This window comes from Limnothrix sp. FACHB-1083 (genome assembly GCF_014696485.1).
Classification (GTDB): domain Bacteria; phylum Cyanobacteriota; class Cyanobacteriia; order CACIAM-69d; family CACIAM-69d; genus CACIAM-69d.
The window spans coordinates 165,945-181,887 of the sequence record NZ_JACJQD010000007.1; the positions used below are offsets into that span (position 1 = coordinate 165,945).

Below are 15,943 nucleotides of genomic sequence, written 5' to 3' on the forward strand. Positions count from 1 at the left end.
GGGATGCTCTCAACGGGACTGAGAACGCTCTGAATCAGGGTCTCAGTCCCGTTGCCGGGCTTGCGGACTTCCCGCCTAGCGAGCCGCCACCACAAAATCATCCGTGAGGGTCAGGTTCAGATTCGTTTCCGGTTGCACCACCAGCACATCGATGCTGTTGCGACCCAAGAACCGCTCGATCAGGCTCAAGAGCGCACCGCCACCCGCACCGATCAGCAGCTCTTCTGTGGCGATCGCCCGATCGCCCGTCACCGCCGAGATGGCCGCCGCCGCCGCCGTCCCGATCGCCGTATTCTTCAGCAACCGACCCAAATCAGCCCCCTTGCGCACCGTTTCCGTCGTTGTAATCACACTGGACGTGGCCTTCAGGGAGCGCGTTGAACCATCGGGCATCACAATTTCCTGCGCCACAAACTGCGTCGCCTTGTCGCCGGCCGGCCGCAGATTTCCCTTCACTTGGCTGCCCGCCGGAATCAACACCTGGCCCGTGGTGGTGGTGATGTTGTTGCGCACATTAAAAGTCACCGGCAAGGTTTCATCCGGCATCAGCAGGATTTTTTCCTTCATGTAGCTCACAGGCAGGGATGTGCCCGCCGCAATCCGATAGTTGGTGGCCACGGTTTGAGCATTGGCAATATAAGGCGAACTCAGAGCCGCCACTCGCCCTTCACTGGTCAAGGCTTGGTAGAGAAAAGCCGCCACTTCCGCTCGGGTGGCATTGCGTCCAGGGTTCAAATAGCTGACGTTTGGATAGTTCACCACCATCCGTTTTTCAGTGGCTGCTGCGATCGGGCCGCGGGCAAAATTGGAAATGGCCCCACTATCCGCAAAATTGCCTAAAACCTGTTCCGTGGGAGCCGCTGCTTGATAGTTCAAACCATTTGCCAACGCCACCAAAACCTGCTCACGCGGAATGTTTTGTTCCGGCAAAAAGATGCCATCGGGATAACCAGAAACAAAGCCCATTTCATAGGCGCGGCGAATGGCATCATAGGCCCAATGGCTGCTGGGCACATCTACAAAATTGATCGCGCTGCGGATGCTGCTTCGTTGATAAACCTTGCGTAACATGGCTGAAAATTCTGCCCGCGTGACCGGTGCATCGGGGCGAAAAGTGCCATCGGGAAAACCCGCCAAAATGTTTTGAGAAACCAGCGCGCGGATGTAATCACTGGCCCAATGATTGGCAGGTACATCAGGGAATGAAATGGTTTGGGCCACGGCCGGAGCAGGAGCAGCCAAAGGAGCAACCAGCATCGGGGTGATGGTGGTGACGTTCATTCCAAAGGTCATCAACAGAGCGGCAGCGGCTTTCCAGCGATTGCGATTCAGCATGGTTTTAAATCCTGAGGAGCGAGGGGGAACCCGATCAAGAATCCCCTGAAAAATTCTGAGAGAAGCATTCTGTGCGCTTCTTTGCATACTTCTGAAAAGGGGTTTGAAATCCGGAGATCGGAGGGATGGACAGTTGAAAAACTGGCAAATCTTGACGGAGCCGAGTATTTCAAAATTCCCAAACCCGATTGAATTCCGAGGTTTTCCTTCTCAGTTGCTTTATCAGACAACTGCGGTTCTCGGTTGGTTTCCTGGGGTGGGCCAGTTATCAATCTGTCAGGTTTGCAACTACTTGAAGCAACGAATCAGGGTGTTGAATTTTCTGAATTTTGGAAGCTTGTGACAATTAAGAATTTGGATATAAACCACTGAAAATTGGAATGTTGACGAATAAAGAATCAGGCGATTCTTGAATCAGAAACCGAAAGTGCAAAATTGAAAATAATCAATCCAACGGCTTGAATAGCGGTTAAGGAAGGGGCTGAATTACTCACCCGAAAATTAAGGCCCTAGCCCCGATCGCAGCACTGGCGTTTGGGATTGACGATCGGGATTCGCCAACGGTTACCCCACCTGGGAATCAAAACCGCTACAGTAGGAGCAACCTGCCATGTGGGAGCGGCTGCGCGATGCCTGCTTTTTTGCCTCAAAATGCCGATCTTGTCCTGCGAGGGGCCCAATATCGCGATTTGGATGCGATCGCCCAGCTTGCGGCGGACTCAGCGGACTTTGACGGGCTAGGAAGCCCCCTGGAAACGGCAGGGGTGGATTGGTCGCGGCTGCGCACTTGGTATGGCTTATCGGCACTGATGGATATGATGGCCCCCAGCCAGCGACGGTTACGGGCCAGCGTGGCCGAGCGCGATCGGCGGGTTTGCGGCGCGATCGCAGTGATGCCCGTGAATCGATCGCGCAGCACTTGGCGTGTGAAGCAGGTGGCCGTGATGCCGGAATGTCGCAGCCAGGGCATCGGCTCCGAGCTGTTGCGCTACTGCTTTGAAACCATTTGGGAAGCACGCACCTGGATGCTGGAGGTGAATGTGCATGGCAAAGATGCCCTGGCGCTCTATCGCCAAAACGGATTCCAGCCGATCGCCCAGTTAACCTATTGGTCTATTCCGCCGGCCGCCCTCACAGCCCTGGCGGAGCGGGAACCGGACTTGCCCAACCTGATGCCGGTGGGGAATGCCGATGCGCCCTTGCTGTATCAACTGGATACGGCGGCTATGCCCCCCCATGTGCGCCAGACCTTTGATTTGCGCGTGGATGACTTCAAGGCGGATTGGTTGGCGGCCCTGGCGGACACCCGGCAGCGGATGGATGGGCTAGAAACCACGATGGGTTATGTGTTTGAACCCCAACGGAAGGCCGCGATCGGCTATTTCCAAGTGCGATCGCACCGATACGCAGCGCTGCCCCACCGGGCGGAGTTAACCGTGCATCCAGCCTATACCTGGCTCTATCCCGAGTTGATGGCCCAAATGGCGCGGATTACCCGATCGCTCAATCCCGATTTGCCCCTCTTGCTGGCTTCTGCGGACTACCAGCCGGAGCGGGAAGCCTATCTGGAAAGCATTGGGGCCGAGCGATTTGAGCATTCCTTGCTGCTGTCGCGATCGGTTTGGCACAAGCTGCGGGAGACTCGATCGATCTCTTTGGATGCCCTGCAAGAGATGCTGAACGGCTGGCAACCGGCCAAACCAATGACCGGCGGCGGCCGGGTCTATTGGTCGAGTGCTTGGGATGGGCCCACCTTTGACCCGCCGGAAGATCCCCCGGAGAATCCCGAACCGCCGGAGCCACCCGCCCAACCTTGAGCTAGCCCCCTTAGCCCATGTCGGGATAGGCGGCCCAAAGATCGGTGGTCTCGCGCAGGCTGCGAAATTCCCCATAGCCCACCACCAAATGATCCAACAGCGGCAGTTCCAGAAAATGGGCCCCTGCCAAAAGCTGTTCCGTGAGGGTCAAATCCTCAGGACTGGGGGTTAGGTCGCCCGAGGGGTGATTGTGAGCCACAATGCAGGCGGCTGCGCCCTGCCGAATCAGCTCCCGAAAAATATCGCGAGGATGGGCCAGGGTTTGGGTTTCCGTCCCGATCGTCAGGACTTGGGTGGCTAGGAGTCGATTTTTGGAATCTAACAACAACAGGGCAAACCGTTCCTGCGGTTGCCACATCAAATCCTGACTGAGGGCAGCAGCGGCGGCGGCTGGGGTGTCAATCACGGCCCGATCGAGTGGTCGGGTTTGCAAAATCCGCTTGCCCAACTCCACCGCCGCCAAAATTGCCGTCGCCTTGGCATCCCCCACCCCGTGAATTTGGGTCAGTTCCGCCAAGGATGCATCGCGCAGAACCGCTAGCGGATCCTGGCGATCGCCCCCCAAGGTTTGCAAAATCAGTTGCCCCAACCCCACGGCCGAGAGTTTGCCCGGCCCCTGGCCTGTGCCCAATAAAATGGCCAACAGTTCCGCATTCGAGAGGCTGCGGGGGCCAAAGGCGGCTAACCGCTCCCGGGGGCGTTCTGTGGCGGGTAGATCCTGAATCCGAGGGTTGTAGGTCATAGGGCTGACATTTTGACCGCCCTTTATGATACTGAAAACCGCCACCACAAAAGCAGGGTAAACCTCTGATATCTCCGGTATTTCCGAGATTTTTGCGATCCGGGTTAGGAGATACGGCGGCCCGACGGGATTAGCCTTGGGGCGATCGCCTCGGATTGCCCCTGATCGATTCAGATTGCTGCCAATTGGCTCAAGATGATCGGGGGCGATCGATCAGCAAATTACTGTAGGGGCCCGGTCGCAGCCGCACAGCCAGGGCCTGCCCCAAATCCCCCAAACAGCCCAACCACCGATCATCCAAGGGCGCGGCGGCCATGGAACCCTGCCACCAGAAAAAGAGCCGTTCCTGTACCAAATCCAGATCTAAGGTGAGTTGAAGCGATCGGCTGAGGCTGGTGAGTCGCTCGATCGCATCCACAGCCACCCGGAACCCGCCCAGGGACTGTTCTGGGTCAGCGGCAGGATGCCCGTTCAGTTCCGTTTCCACCAAGCCCAATGCCCGTTCCAGCAACCGCCCGACCGCCCGCGTAATCCAAGGGGCAATTTCCAGCCCATCCAATTGACAGTGGAGGCGCTGGGCTTCGGCGGCCACTGCTTCCAACTCCGTTAGCGTTCCTGGCCCGGCCTCGATCGCTGCCAAGGGCCAAGTTTCCAACTCGCCGGCCAACCGCTGCACCAAAGACAACACCCGCTGACCCAAGGCCAATTCCGCCGCCACCTGTAATTCGCGGGGAACCGGCAGCGCATCTCGATAAAACCGGGTCATGATCCCGCAGTTGTCGCGATAGGCGCGATCGTACAGCGTATCCAGCCTTGCCGTTGTTTCCTGTACCAGCACCCGCATCAGCCGATCGCGATCCTCCGCACAGAGATCCGCCAAGGCAAATCCCCGGGACTGGCCGCCCATGGTGGCACTCAGGGCCAAGACCACCTGGGCCGCACTGGCAGACTCCAGCGCCGCAAACAGCCGCTCCTTCAGCTTGCTGTAGGCTAATCGGCCTTGGAACGGCTGCACACAACAGTGAAAATCCCAACCGCCCAAGTGCAAGGCTCCAAAGACAAAATGGGCAGACTCGCCCGCAATATCCGAAGTCACCACCAACTCGCCCACGGCCAAAGCCAGAGATCCCAGCCGTTGCAGTTGGTAATCCTGCTGTTCGATCGTGTAGCAATAGGCTCGGCTTTGGCGCGGTTGGTTGGGAATCAAAGAGCCGATCGCGTGGGCTGCCACCACCTGCTCAAAACTGACATGATCATCCAAAACTAACTGTCGATAAACCTCTGCCCCGTCGCCAAATTCCGGCACGTTGCTGGGAGCCGCTGCCAGTTGGGCCACAAAGTCCGGCTCCAAATTCACGCCGGCCACTTCGGCCGCCAGCTCGATCGCCCGGCTGGCATAGCGCAAAATCTGCACCCCTTCCGGGCGAGAGATTTCCTCAAAAAACCAGCCGCAACTGGTGAACATCAACAGGGCATGGCGCTGCATTTCCAGCAGCCGTAGGGCATCGATTCGCTCCTGGGCTGACAGGGGGCGGGCCCGATGACGTTCCAAAAATGCTGTCATCCGATCGGGCGATCGATCCAAAACCAACTCAATATATTCATCGCGAGCCTGCCAAGGATCCCGCAGCAGTGGTGTGGCATAGCGTTCAAACACCGCCACCAGTCGATCGCGCAAATAGTTCAAACTGTCCCGCAACGGTCGCCGCCAGCGCTGGTGCCAGCCGCCGCCGCCGCCACAACCGCAATCATCCTGCCAGCGATCGACCCCGTGGGAGCAGCTCCAGGCCGTCACCGGCTTCATGGCCACCTCCCACTCCGGCGGGTGCAGGCTTAGGTAATGGGCAAAATTGGTGGTACACCAGCCTCGCCCCGGAAACTCCATGCTGAGGGCATAGGCCAAGCACTTTTCCTTATCGCGCTTGTGGTGACCAAAGGTTTCTCCGTCGGTGGCCACGGAAATGACCTGGCTGGGGCGATCGGCCCGCACCGCCGATCCCAACCGATCGGCAAAGGAAGCGGCACTGGTCAGCACATCCCCAAAACCCATGTCGCCGGAAATTGGCCCATCGTAAAAAAACAGATCAATGTAGCGGTCTCGGGCCAAGGTGGCCGCCGGATCCGAAGGCGCTGCCGGGTCGATCGGCTCCGGTTCCCCTCCCTTGGGCACAAAACACCGATAAGACCGAGTGGGGTCAATTTGCCCCGATCCCACATCCACCCAATCCGGCTCCGGATCGGCTTCCGTGGGCAGCGGTCGGCAGCGCTGGGCCTGGGATGGGGCAAAAATCACAAATTTAATGCCCTCGTCGATGAGCACATCAAGGGTGGCGTAATCCACGGCTGTTTCCGCTAGCCAAATGCCTTCGGGCGATCGACCAAAGCGCGATCGAAAATCCGCCACGCCCCATCGCACCTGGGTTTGCTTATCCCGCCGATTGGCCAGGGGCATGATGATGTGGTTATAGACCTGGGCGATCGCGTTACCATGGCCCCCCAGCCGAGCCGCGCTCAGGCGATCGCCCTCCAAAATTCGGGCATAGGTGGCCGGGTCAAACCGCTCCAACCAGCTCAGCAGCGTTGGCCCCGCGTTAAAGCTCATCCACTCAAAATTGTTCACCAACCCCACGATCGCCCCCGAATCATTAAAAATTCGGGCGAAGGCATTGGGTCGATAGCATTCCCGATAAACCCGCTCATTCCAATCGTGGCAAGGGGCTGCGCTGGGCTGCCGCACGATCGCCTCCAAATAGGGATTTTCGCGCGGGGGTTGATAAAAATGCCCATGCACCACCACATAAACCCCAGAAGCGGGGCGATCGGGCATTGGCGAAACGGGGGCTGCGACGGTGCCTTCGTTCGATCGTTTTGCCATCCCCAAGCTCCTAAGCGCCAATTTCCGGTTGATTAACCCTCTAGCGGTTTAACACAAGCGCCGATCTTCCGCAAAATCTCGATCGATTTGTCCCATGGTTCCGTCTTCGGCGATCGGTTGGCGGCCGCTGATCCCCTGCCCAAGCGCCCGCAAGAACTCAGCAACCGGTGCGGGCTATGATTGACCCAAGCCCATGGTGAGGATAAAGCAGGCTAATTCTGACCAGCACCCCTGTGGCACAATGGCGACGATCGCCCCCATCGGCTGGGGTGATTGACCCGAGAGCAGATCGCCCGGTCTCTCGCCCGTTATTTCGTCTGTGGTTTCCCATGTCTGAAGCATCTTCGGCCAGCCTTGCCCGTTCCGAGGCCTTCCAGAAAGCCTTCCAAAACTTGCAGCTTCAACCCCTGGTGGCCGACCAAGATTGGAAAAACTTTGGGGTGAGCTACAACGATCGCTGCTTGGCGGAACTGGAGCAGCTCGTGGAAGACAGCACCGAGTCAGACAATCAATTCATCTTTGCGGGCCATCGCGGCTGCGGCAAATCGACGGTGCTGGCGGAATTCGCCAAGATGATGCGCGATCGCTATTTCACCGTTTTTTTCTCAATTGCTGATTTGATTGAAAGCTACTCAATCAATCACATCAATATTTTGTTCACCATGGCCGTGCAGTTGATGGCCAAGGCAGAAGCCGAGAAAATCGCGATTTCCCCCAGCAAGATCAACGCCTTTCGCAACTGGTTTAAAACCCGCACCCACATTGAAGAAGCATCAGTGAGTGGCGAGGCAGAAGTGGGCTTCGATCTATTTGGCTTGCTCAAAACCAAGCTGAAGACCGATGCCAAAATGCGGGAGGAAATCAAAACTGAATTTTCCAAGGATCTGCGTGATCTAATTGATACGATCAATAACATTGCTACCGAAATTCGGCTGGCTAGCGGTCAACCCATTCTGGCGATTATTGATGATCTAGACAAACTAGAGTTGACGCAAATTGATGAGATTTTCTACCGAAATTTGAAGTCCCTGCTAGAGCCAAACTTCATTGTGATCTACACAATCCCGATCGCCACCATTCGGGACACTCGCCTCAAAAGCCATCTGGAAACCGAAACCAGCACCAATATCTATGTGATGCCCGTGCTGAAGTTGTTTGCCAAAAACGACAGTCACCGGCCCGATGGGCAGCCCGTGCCCGATAAGTTCCAAACGCTATTGCAGATTCTCCATCGCCGGGTCGTGCCAGACCTGTTTGCTGAGGGAGTTGCCGAAAAAATTGTGCTTTATAGTGGCGGGGTCAATCGGGAATTGATTCGGATTGCCAAGGAATGTTGTCGCCTGATGCGGGTTGAGTTGCGTGTGCAACAACGGCGGGGCGCAGACATTAGCCAAGCTCAAATCGATCAGACTATTTTGCAAGAGGCGTTGGATTCGCTCCGCAATGAAATGTCGATTACCCTCGGAAAATCCGATCGCGAAATTCTGGAGCAAACCTATTTCAACTATCAGCCCGATGATCCAAAAGCTGATGAGTTTTTGAATCTCCTGCACAGCTTGTATGTGATCGAATATCGCAACAAAGAAAGTTGGTACGATGTGCATCCTTTGTTGATTGATCAGTTGCGAATTGAGCAGCGGATTGGCGGATGAACCCTGACGATCGCTCAGAAATCACCCCCGAAAACGATCGCACCTACGATCGCCTCGTTGCCTCCTTGGAAATGGGACTGGGGCAATTGCAGGTTTTGTTGGCCCGGTGCGACCACGATCGCCAACGGTTGGCCTGGATTGAGCGCTACGAATCCGAGTTGGCGGGCCAGGCGCAACCCCTGCGGGCCCGGCTGGATGCCCAAGACCCCAGCTTGCACCGTGCCGTCAGCCTGGCCTTGGCGGAGGCGGGGTCGGCATTGCCCAGCCTGGTGACGGTGTTGGGGGCGGAGTCGCTGGGGCTGACGGGCCCCGAGCCGATCGAGAAGTTCCTGGGCTATTTGCAATGGACGCGGGAAGCCTTGCGGGAGTTGGCGCTCCCGATTGTTTTGTGGTTGCCATCGCAGGTTTGGCCAGAACTGCCCAAAAAGGCCCCGGACTTTTGGAGCTGGCGGGATGGCGTGTTTTTGTTTGCGGTGGTGGCTCAGGAGACGGCTAATTCATCGGAGATCCGCCCTGATCGCCTTGAGTTGCTGCCCTCGGACATTGCCGATCCGGTGGGGCTATCGATCGCCGATCTAGAAGCTTCTTTGGCCGCTGCCGAAGCTGAATTGGGGCCGACCAGCCTGGCCGTGGCCGATCTGCTGCGACAGTTGGGCGATCGCTATGCCGATCGCTACAAAGCAGGCCGGGGGACGGGGGAAGCGATCCCCGCTGAGGACTATTTCCAACGGGCGATCGCCATTTACGACACTCAGGAGCCATCGAAAAACCTGGCCACCAGCCTCAACAACTTGGCAGCACTCTACTATTCCCAGGGACAGTACGAGGCAGCGGAACCCCTCTACCGGCGAGCGCTGGAAATCCAAGAGCGAGTGCTGGGAGCCGACCATCCCGACACCGCCGCCAGCCTCAACAACTTGGCAGAACTCTATCGATCCCAGGGACGGTACGAGGCAGCGGAACCTCTCTACCGGCGAGCGCTGGAAATTTGGGAGCGAGTGCTGGGAGCCGACCATCCCGACACCGCCGGTAGCCTCAACAACTTGGCATTACTCTACTCATCCCAGGGACGGTACGAGGCGGCGGAACCCCTCTTACGGCGAGCGCTGGAAATCAAAGAGCGAGTGCTGGGAGCCGACCATCCCGACACTGCCCAAAGCCTCAACAACTTGGCATTACTCTACAAATCCCAGGGACGGTACGAGGCCGCGGAACCCCTCTACCGGCGCTGCTTGGAGATTTTTCTAGAAAAACTCGGTCAAGACCATCCCAACACCCAAACCGTTTTGGGAAATTTCCGTCACCTCGTGCAAACCGCCATCGAAGCCGATCGCGCCGCCGAACTCTCCGATCACCCCCTCACCCAATCCCTACTGCAAGAACTCAGCACCCCACCCCACCCGTAGGAGGGCGCATCGCCATGCGCCCTCCGATCCGCAAGATCTCCGAGGGTCGATTCGTGTCAAGCGATCACCCCTGGTGGAGGGCGTACAGCGGTACGCCCCTACCCGGCGCGGAAAAATCGATTCTTGTGGGGCCACATCGCCATGCGCCCTTCGATCCGCAAGCTCTCCGAGGGTCGATTCGTGTCAAGCGATGAGGAGAGCGCCCAAGCCAAACCCTGAGACCGTCAGCGGTTGAATGCCGCTTCTCCCACCATTGCCACAGGGGACGGAATCTGGCAGGAGGCGATTTTCACAGCGGTTGTTTTATAAGATGGCTGTCTGGTCGCTTCATTGACCCGCTCCTAGCCATGCCCTACGAACCGCTGCACCACAAATATCGCCCACAACGGTTTGCCGACTTGGTGGGCCAACAGGCGATCGCCCAAACGCTGACCAACGCGCTTCAGCAAAATCGAATTGCGCCGGCTTACCTGTTTGCGGGGCCTCGGGGAACGGGCAAAACCTCCAGCGCTCGGATTTTGGCGAAATCGCTCAACTGCCTGAGCAGCGAGGGGCCCACAGCGGAACCCTGCGGCCATTGCCAAACTTGCGTGGAAATTACACAGGGGCGGGCGCTGGATGTGGTGGAAATTGACGCAGCCAGCAATACGGGGGTTGACAACATCCGGGAGCTGATTGAGCGGGCCCAATTTGCCCCGGTGCAATGCCGCTACAAGGTTTATGTGCTGGACGAGGTGCATATGCTGTCGGGCGCAGCGTTCAATGCGCTGCTGAAAACCCTGGAGGAACCGCCGGCCCATGTGGTGTTTGTGTTGGCCACGACGGATCCGCAGCGGGTTTTGCCGACGATTATTTCTCGCTGTCAGCGGTTTGACTTTCGGCGGATTCCCCTGGTGGATATGGTGAGCCATTTGGGGACGATCGCCCAACAGGAGTCGATCGAGATTGTGCCGGAAGCATTAACCCTGGTGGCCCAAATTGCACAGGGGGGCTTGCGCGATGCGGAAAGCCTGCTGGATCAACTGAGTCTGGTTCCCACGGGGGTGACGGTGGAGGCCGTTTGGGATCTGGTGGGGGCTGTGCCGGAGCGAGATTTGCTGGCTTTGGTGTCCAGCTTGGCGGCGGGTGATGCGGAAGGGGCGGTGGATTGTTTGCGGCGGCTGATGGATCGGGGGCGGGAACCGACGATCGTGCTGCAAAATTTGGCGAGTTTCTATCGAGATCTGCTGATTGCGAAGACTGCGCCCGATCGGGGTGATTTGGTGGCCCTGACGGAGCCAACTTGGCAGCAACTCTGTGAATTTGCCCGCAGTCAGGAACTGAGCTGGATCTTGCATGGGCAGCAGTACCTCAAAACCGGCGAATCGCTGCTGAAAAACTCCACCCAGCCTCGGTTGTGGTTGGAGGTGACTTTGATGGGGCTGTTGCCGGGGGCGGTGGCTCCGGTGGGGGCTGTTGGGTCAGTGGCTCCGATGCCGCCTCGCCCGATCGCCCCGATTTCGCTTCCGGCTCCTGTGCCGGCCCCGATCGCGCCCGTCTCGGTTCCTGCGTCGAGCGATCCGCTCTCGGCTCTGTTGGCCCAGTTGGGGCTAGATCCGGGGGCGATCGCCCAATTTGCCCAGGGCGTGACCCAATGGGCCCAAACGAATCCAGCCACGCTGATGCAGTTGATTGGTTTGTTGCAGTCCATGGGAGGTGTGGCTCCAGCCCCGATCGCAACAAGCACCCCCACCGCAACTCCCCCAAGCGCAACAACGGTTCCGGCGGCGATCGCTCCGGTGGCCGCTGTTTCCCAACCGGCCCCCGTGCCCACTCCCGTTCCCGAGCCGGCCCCGGTCAGCGCTGGGCCCGATGAAACCTTTGCACCGGAACCCAGCCCGATCGCGCCGGTTCCCGCTTCTGCGGAGCTGGATCAACTGTGGCAAGCGATCTTGGTTCATGTGCAACCCCCGGCCACCAAGATGATGTTGTCGCAGATGGGGCAACTGCTGTCCTTTGATGGTCAAAACGCCGTCGTGGGGATTCCGCCCAGTTGGGTTGCCAAGTTTGAGTCCCGCACCAAGGCGATCGAAACGGCCTTTCAGCAGCACCTGCAACGGAGCGTCACGGTTGCGATTCGGGCCAATGTGGTGATGCCCCCCCAGACCAGCGCGCCCGCGTCCTTCCCAAAAAATCCACCCAGGGGAACGCCCCCCCCGCCCCCGAACCCAGCCCGGAACCTGAATCCGATGCCGACTACGGCCGCGAACCCAACGGCGGGCGGGTTTGGTGGGATCGCGACTAGGGTGGCTCCCCCGCCCACCGCATCCCCAGCCCTGTTGCCCACAGCTCCCGCTGCGAATCCCCTGCCGGCCCCGGCCCGGCCCCCCGCCCCCGATCGCCCTGTGCGATCGCCCCAACCGCCCCCCGCCGCTTCTCCCCAATCCGTTTCGCCCCCTTCGCCAGCGGGGCCACCTCCGCCACCGGGGCCCGATGACTTGGTGGCCCGCAGTGCCCGCAGCTTGGCGCAATTGTTCAATGGCGAAATTGTGCAGGTAGACGATCTCGACATGTTTTGACCGGCGGTTGGGGCGATCGCTCAGTTGACCGGTGGGCGAATGGAGCCGATCGCGGCTAAGGCTGGGTCTGGTTGAACCGTTTGCTCAAACCGTTCGCTCAACGTTTTTTTCAGCTTTTTCAGCCTCCCTTTGGGCCCTTGTGGGTGGCGCGGGAGAAAATTTTCAGAAAGTAGTTGCTTTTTCTAGGGCTTCCGGTTATATTTGAATTCGCGCCGCGGGGTAGAGCAGTCTGGTAGCTCGTCGGGCTCATAACCCGAAGGTCAGTGGTTCAAATCCGCTCCCCGCCACCAAATCATCTGAACACCAAGTCAGAGCGAACTGAAGAAGAGACCCCTCAAAAGTCTCGAAATCTGAAACCCTAAAGACCGCCCCGCTACGAACTCGTAGCGGGGCGCTTTTGGTTTAGTGCGATCGCCAGATTTTGGTGCGATCGCCGTAGCAACGAATTGATCAACCCTTTGATCAGCCCTCAATTGGCAGCGGGCTACAGAACCCGTGGCCCTTCAGCAAAGGCTTGGGCCACTTGGCGATCAGTCGCATCCACCACAACTCCGATGATTGGCCCCACAGCTCCGCCCACACGAATCAACACATCCTTCACATCGGGACTGCCAAAACCCACAATCCGCGAGTAGTCGAGGGAATTATCAAAAAATAGGTCTACCTGACGACTGATCGCGATGAAATCTCCACTGTTGAAGTCAAAATCCACAATCACATCGGCGTTCGCAATGGTTGTGGTGGCATCATCAACCGCCAGGACGAAGGTATCGCGCCCGGTGCCGCCGATCAGGGTGTCGATGCCCAAGTCGCCGGCCAGCAGATCATCGCCCTCTTGGCCGTAGAGAATATCGTTGTCGCGACCGCCACGGAGGGTGTCGCGTCCTGCGCCGCCTTCTAGTTGGTCGTTGCCCAGGTTGCCCGTGAGCAGGTCATCCCCATCGCGACCAATCACAAAATCAAAGCCCTGGCCCCCAAAGAGCACATCGCTACCTTCGTTGCCGATCAGGGTGTCGTTGTCGCTGTTGCCATAGAGGGTGTCGTTGTCGCTGGAACCGTTGATGTAATCGTTGCCTGCGAGGGCCCGCACACCCAGGCGGCCCTGCTGGCCGGCTGCGAGGGAGATGGTTTCGCTGTTGTTGGTGAGATCGAGATAGTCAATATCCGTCCGAGCCATGGTGAAGAATCTGTCCTCTGTTCAGGAATGGGTGGTCTTTAGGAATGGGTCAGGAACCGTCCAGCAATGCCGAGATGACCCGGGCAAGTGGAGCTGAGCTGGGTGTTATCGCCGCTCGCGGCTGTTCATGAGGGCTTCCCGAACGCGCTGGATTGACCAGCCCCCCCGCAGCCGTTCGAGGTAGGTGCGCATTCCTCGGTTGTCGGCTCGGCGACCCAAAATTTCTTGATAGGCGCGATCGATGGCGGATTCGGCCTCGCGGCTGTTGGCTAATTCGTCCCGCACCCGTTGCAGCGACCAGTTGCGATCGCGCACCCGATCCACATAGGTACGCAGTCCGTTGCGATCGGCGGGCCGGCCCAACACTTCGCGATAGAGCCGATCGATCCGATCTTCCAAGTCCTGTCGATCGCCTCGATAGTTGTTGCGATCGTTGTCGTAGTCGTCGCGATACCGTTCTTCGTTGCGATCGTAGTAGCGATAATCATCCCGATCGCGGTCTCGATTCCGGTTGCGATCGCTGTCCGATCGGCTGCCATCATCACAGCGCAACTGGCCCCCTTCCCAGCGGCAGGAACTTTGGGCCATGGCTGGCTCGATCGCGCCCCCATGGGCCACTCCTAACCCTAACAAAAATGCTGCCAATGCAGTACAGGTGCGGTTCACAGAACGGTTCATAGGAATCATCTCCTGATTGAATGGTTGAGCCTCCATTGTGTCTCCTGGGGAGATGTCACGATGGATGAACTGTTTTTTGATTGTTTGGCATCACTCTGAATTAGCCACAAACCTCCAGGCTCAGTCTCTCGACTCTGGGGGCGAAATTCAGGAATTGCAAGGATTTTTTTGGGTTTTTGCCAGCAGCATTACAGTTGGCGCTTAGGTGCTTGGTGGTGATGTCAGCGGATCTTGAGGCGATTTTGGTGGAGCCATGGGGCATGATCTCCCCATCACGTTGGTTGCCGTAACTTGCTAGCCGAAAGGTCACCATTAACCATCATGAACTATCATTAGCCATTGAAATAAATTCAAGGCGCATTGGCCAAATTTGGGTTGTTAGTCCTGCTGTTGTTTTTTTGTCAACATCAGTGAATGGCTCAGTGAAACAGCACGAAATAGTTCATGAAATTTTCTGTGAAACCATTCATGAAGTTCCCCAAGCAATCACCCGAAAAAATATCAACAAAACCACCCATGCAACTATCAACAAAACCAGCCATAAACGATCAAGCCTGTGTTTAACGGTAAAGGGGACAGCAGCCGAATTTGGGTGGGTTTTAGCCGCTTGTTGCATTGTCTTGCCCTCGGAACTTTTTGGGCCGTGGGGCCGTCTCGCGCCCCTTCTGAATCTTTCGGTGGTCATTGGCTCAGAATGGAGGCCGCAGGGGGCTGAAAAGCTGATTCACTGGGCATTTGAGCGACGGCATGACCACGGGAACGCTAGGTTGGGGTCAAAACCACCCCGTACAATGAAGCCATTCCTTAGCGCGACGGCTCCAATGGGAGCTGCTTCGGCCGTGTTGTCACAACCAAGTCGATCGAACTGGCTGCCTTGGGTCGATGTGGCAGCGATCGCAGCGTGGGGAGCGCTGATGTTGCACTACTGGCACGGTGGCCGCTTGGCCCTGCTGATCCATCCCGCCTATCACGGCTTGGTGGTGGTCACGGGGTTTTTGTTGCTGATGGCGGCGGCCAGTCTGGCGATTAATTTGGTGCAATCTGGGCGGTTGTTGCGGCGGCGATTGTCGTTGGCGGCGGATCCTGACTCAGAACAACACATCAGTTTGCTGCCCAAGGGGTGGGCAACGCTGTTATTGCTGTTGGCGGCGATCGGGGGGTTTTGGATTGCGCCGCAGCCCCTCACCAGCCACAAAGCTTTGCAACGGGGCATTGGCGACCCCACCACCGCGATCGCCCGTGCGCCCAAGGCCTTTCGCAGCAACAAGCGCCCAGAACAGCGATCGCTGATTGAGTGGGTGCGGACTTTGGAGGTTTATCCCGAACCGGAAGCCTACCGAAACCAACCGGTGAACATCAGCGGTTTTGTCACCAAGGTGGAGGGCTATCCGGCAGATGTGTTTTGGATTTCGCGATTTACGATCACCTGCTGTGCGGCGGATGCTTACCCGATCGGGCTGCCCGTGCGCCGGCCGGCCAATATGCCGGACTATCCCCCTGATACTTGGCTAGAAATTCAGGGGCGAATGGCAGTGGATGAAATCAAGGGCGAGCGAGTGTTGAGCATTGCGCCACAAACAATGCGCCCGATTCCGGTTCCCAAAAATCCCTATGAGTTCTAGATGAGTTTTGGGCGTGACCCTTGGGCGTGATTTTTAGGGGCGATCGGGCGGCAGCAAAGGCGCAATCCGGTGCAATCAACT

The 15,943-nt window shown here is 57.9% G+C and carries 10 protein-coding genes and 1 tRNA gene; 6 read left to right on the forward strand and 5 right to left on the reverse strand.

What is annotated here, in order from left to right; genetic code table 11:
* Positions 1–75 precede the first annotated feature (75 nt).
* On the reverse strand, positions 76–1,335 hold the full coding sequence (locus tag H6F46_RS10895) for an S-layer homology domain-containing protein (protein WP_099532567.1): 1,260 nt from the start codon (positions 1,333–1,335) through the stop codon (positions 76–78).
* A gap of 629 nt (positions 1,336–1,964) precedes the next feature.
* Between H6F46_RS10895 and H6F46_RS10900 the strand changes: the two genes are divergently transcribed.
* Positions 1,965–3,152, forward strand: a complete 1,188-nt coding sequence (locus H6F46_RS10900; RefSeq protein WP_190355216.1) for a GNAT family N-acetyltransferase — start codon at positions 1,965–1,967, stop codon at positions 3,150–3,152.
* Between the two features lie 10 nt (positions 3,153–3,162).
* On the opposite strand, the gene radC is transcribed toward H6F46_RS10900, so the two are convergent.
* The gene (gene radC, locus H6F46_RS10905) at positions 3,163–3,894 is read right to left on the reverse strand and encodes a DNA repair protein RadC (RefSeq protein ID WP_099532570.1); all 732 of its coding nucleotides are present in this window, start codon (positions 3,892–3,894) and stop codon (positions 3,163–3,165) included.
* A 190-nt stretch (positions 3,895–4,084) separates the two neighbouring features.
* The gene (locus H6F46_RS10910) at positions 4,085–6,769 is read right to left on the reverse strand and encodes a DUF3536 domain-containing protein (protein WP_190355215.1); all 2,685 of its coding nucleotides are present in this window, start codon (positions 6,767–6,769) and stop codon (positions 4,085–4,087) included.
* Between the two features lie 329 nt (positions 6,770–7,098).
* Here H6F46_RS10910 and H6F46_RS10915 point away from each other — a divergent pair, with 329 nt between their 5' ends.
* The 4 genes from H6F46_RS10915 to H6F46_RS10930 all read left to right on the forward strand — a co-directional run bounded on the left by H6F46_RS10915 (position 7,099) and on the right by H6F46_RS10930 (position 12,675).
* Positions 7,099–8,421, forward strand: a complete 1,323-nt coding sequence (locus H6F46_RS10915; RefSeq protein ID WP_190355214.1) for a P-loop NTPase fold protein — start codon at positions 7,099–7,101, stop codon at positions 8,419–8,421.
* Positions 8,418–9,827, forward strand: a complete 1,410-nt coding sequence (locus tag H6F46_RS10920; protein ID WP_199291509.1) for a tetratricopeptide repeat protein — start codon at positions 8,418–8,420, stop codon at positions 9,825–9,827. The genes H6F46_RS10915 and H6F46_RS10920 overlap by 4 nt, the downstream gene beginning before the upstream one ends.
* A gap of 347 nt (positions 9,828–10,174) precedes the next feature.
* Positions 10,175–12,385, forward strand: coding sequence for a DNA polymerase III subunit gamma/tau (locus H6F46_RS10925; protein WP_190355213.1), 2,211 nt, complete (start codon positions 10,175–10,177; stop codon positions 12,383–12,385).
* Between the two features lie 213 nt (positions 12,386–12,598).
* A tRNA-Met gene (locus H6F46_RS10930) sits at positions 12,599–12,675 on the forward strand.
* A 194-nt stretch (positions 12,676–12,869) separates the two neighbouring features.
* Here the strand turns inward: H6F46_RS10930 and H6F46_RS10935 are convergent.
* Positions 12,870–13,562, reverse strand: coding sequence for a calcium-binding protein (locus H6F46_RS10935; protein ID WP_190355212.1), 693 nt, complete (start codon positions 13,560–13,562; stop codon positions 12,870–12,872).
* Positions 13,563–13,667: 105 nt separating this feature from the next.
* On the reverse strand, positions 13,668–14,240 hold the full coding sequence (locus tag H6F46_RS10940) for a DUF4214 domain-containing protein (protein ID WP_190355211.1): 573 nt from the start codon (positions 14,238–14,240) through the stop codon (positions 13,668–13,670).
* An 839-nt stretch (positions 14,241–15,079) separates the two neighbouring features.
* Between H6F46_RS10940 and H6F46_RS10945 the strand changes: the two genes are divergently transcribed.
* Entirely contained in the window at positions 15,080–15,862 is a 783-nt protein-coding gene (locus tag H6F46_RS10945) for a TIGR03943 family protein (RefSeq protein ID WP_199291510.1), read from the forward strand.
* Positions 15,863–15,943: the final 81 nt, after the last annotated feature.

What these genes read in the sequence shown, in the direction of transcription:
- H6F46_RS10940 (WP_190355211.1), bottom strand. Translation starts at nt 14,240, where the DNA reads ATGAACCGTTCTGTGAACCGCACCTGTACTGCATTGGCAGCATTTTTG.
- H6F46_RS10925 (WP_190355213.1), top strand. Translation starts at nt 10,175, where the DNA reads ATGCCCTACGAACCGCTGCACCACAAATATCGCCCACAACGGTTTGCC.
- H6F46_RS10935 (WP_190355212.1), bottom strand. Translation starts at nt 13,562, where the DNA reads ATGGCTCGGACGGATATTGACTATCTCGATCTCACCAACAACAGCGAA.
- H6F46_RS10910 (WP_190355215.1), bottom strand. Translation starts at nt 6,769, where the DNA reads ATGGCAAAACGATCGAACGAAGGCACCGTCGCAGCCCCCGTTTCGCCA.
- H6F46_RS10920 (WP_199291509.1), top strand. Translation starts at nt 8,418, where the DNA reads ATGAACCCTGACGATCGCTCAGAAATCACCCCCGAAAACGATCGCACC.
- H6F46_RS10900 (WP_190355216.1), top strand. Translation starts at nt 1,965, where the DNA reads ATGCCTGCTTTTTTGCCTCAAAATGCCGATCTTGTCCTGCGAGGGGCC.
- H6F46_RS10915 (WP_190355214.1), top strand. Translation starts at nt 7,099, where the DNA reads ATGTCTGAAGCATCTTCGGCCAGCCTTGCCCGTTCCGAGGCCTTCCAG.
- H6F46_RS10895 (WP_099532567.1), bottom strand. Translation starts at nt 1,335, where the DNA reads ATGCTGAATCGCAATCGCTGGAAAGCCGCTGCCGCTCTGTTGATGACC.
- radC (WP_099532570.1), bottom strand. Translation starts at nt 3,894, where the DNA reads ATGACCTACAACCCTCGGATTCAGGATCTACCCGCCACAGAACGCCCC.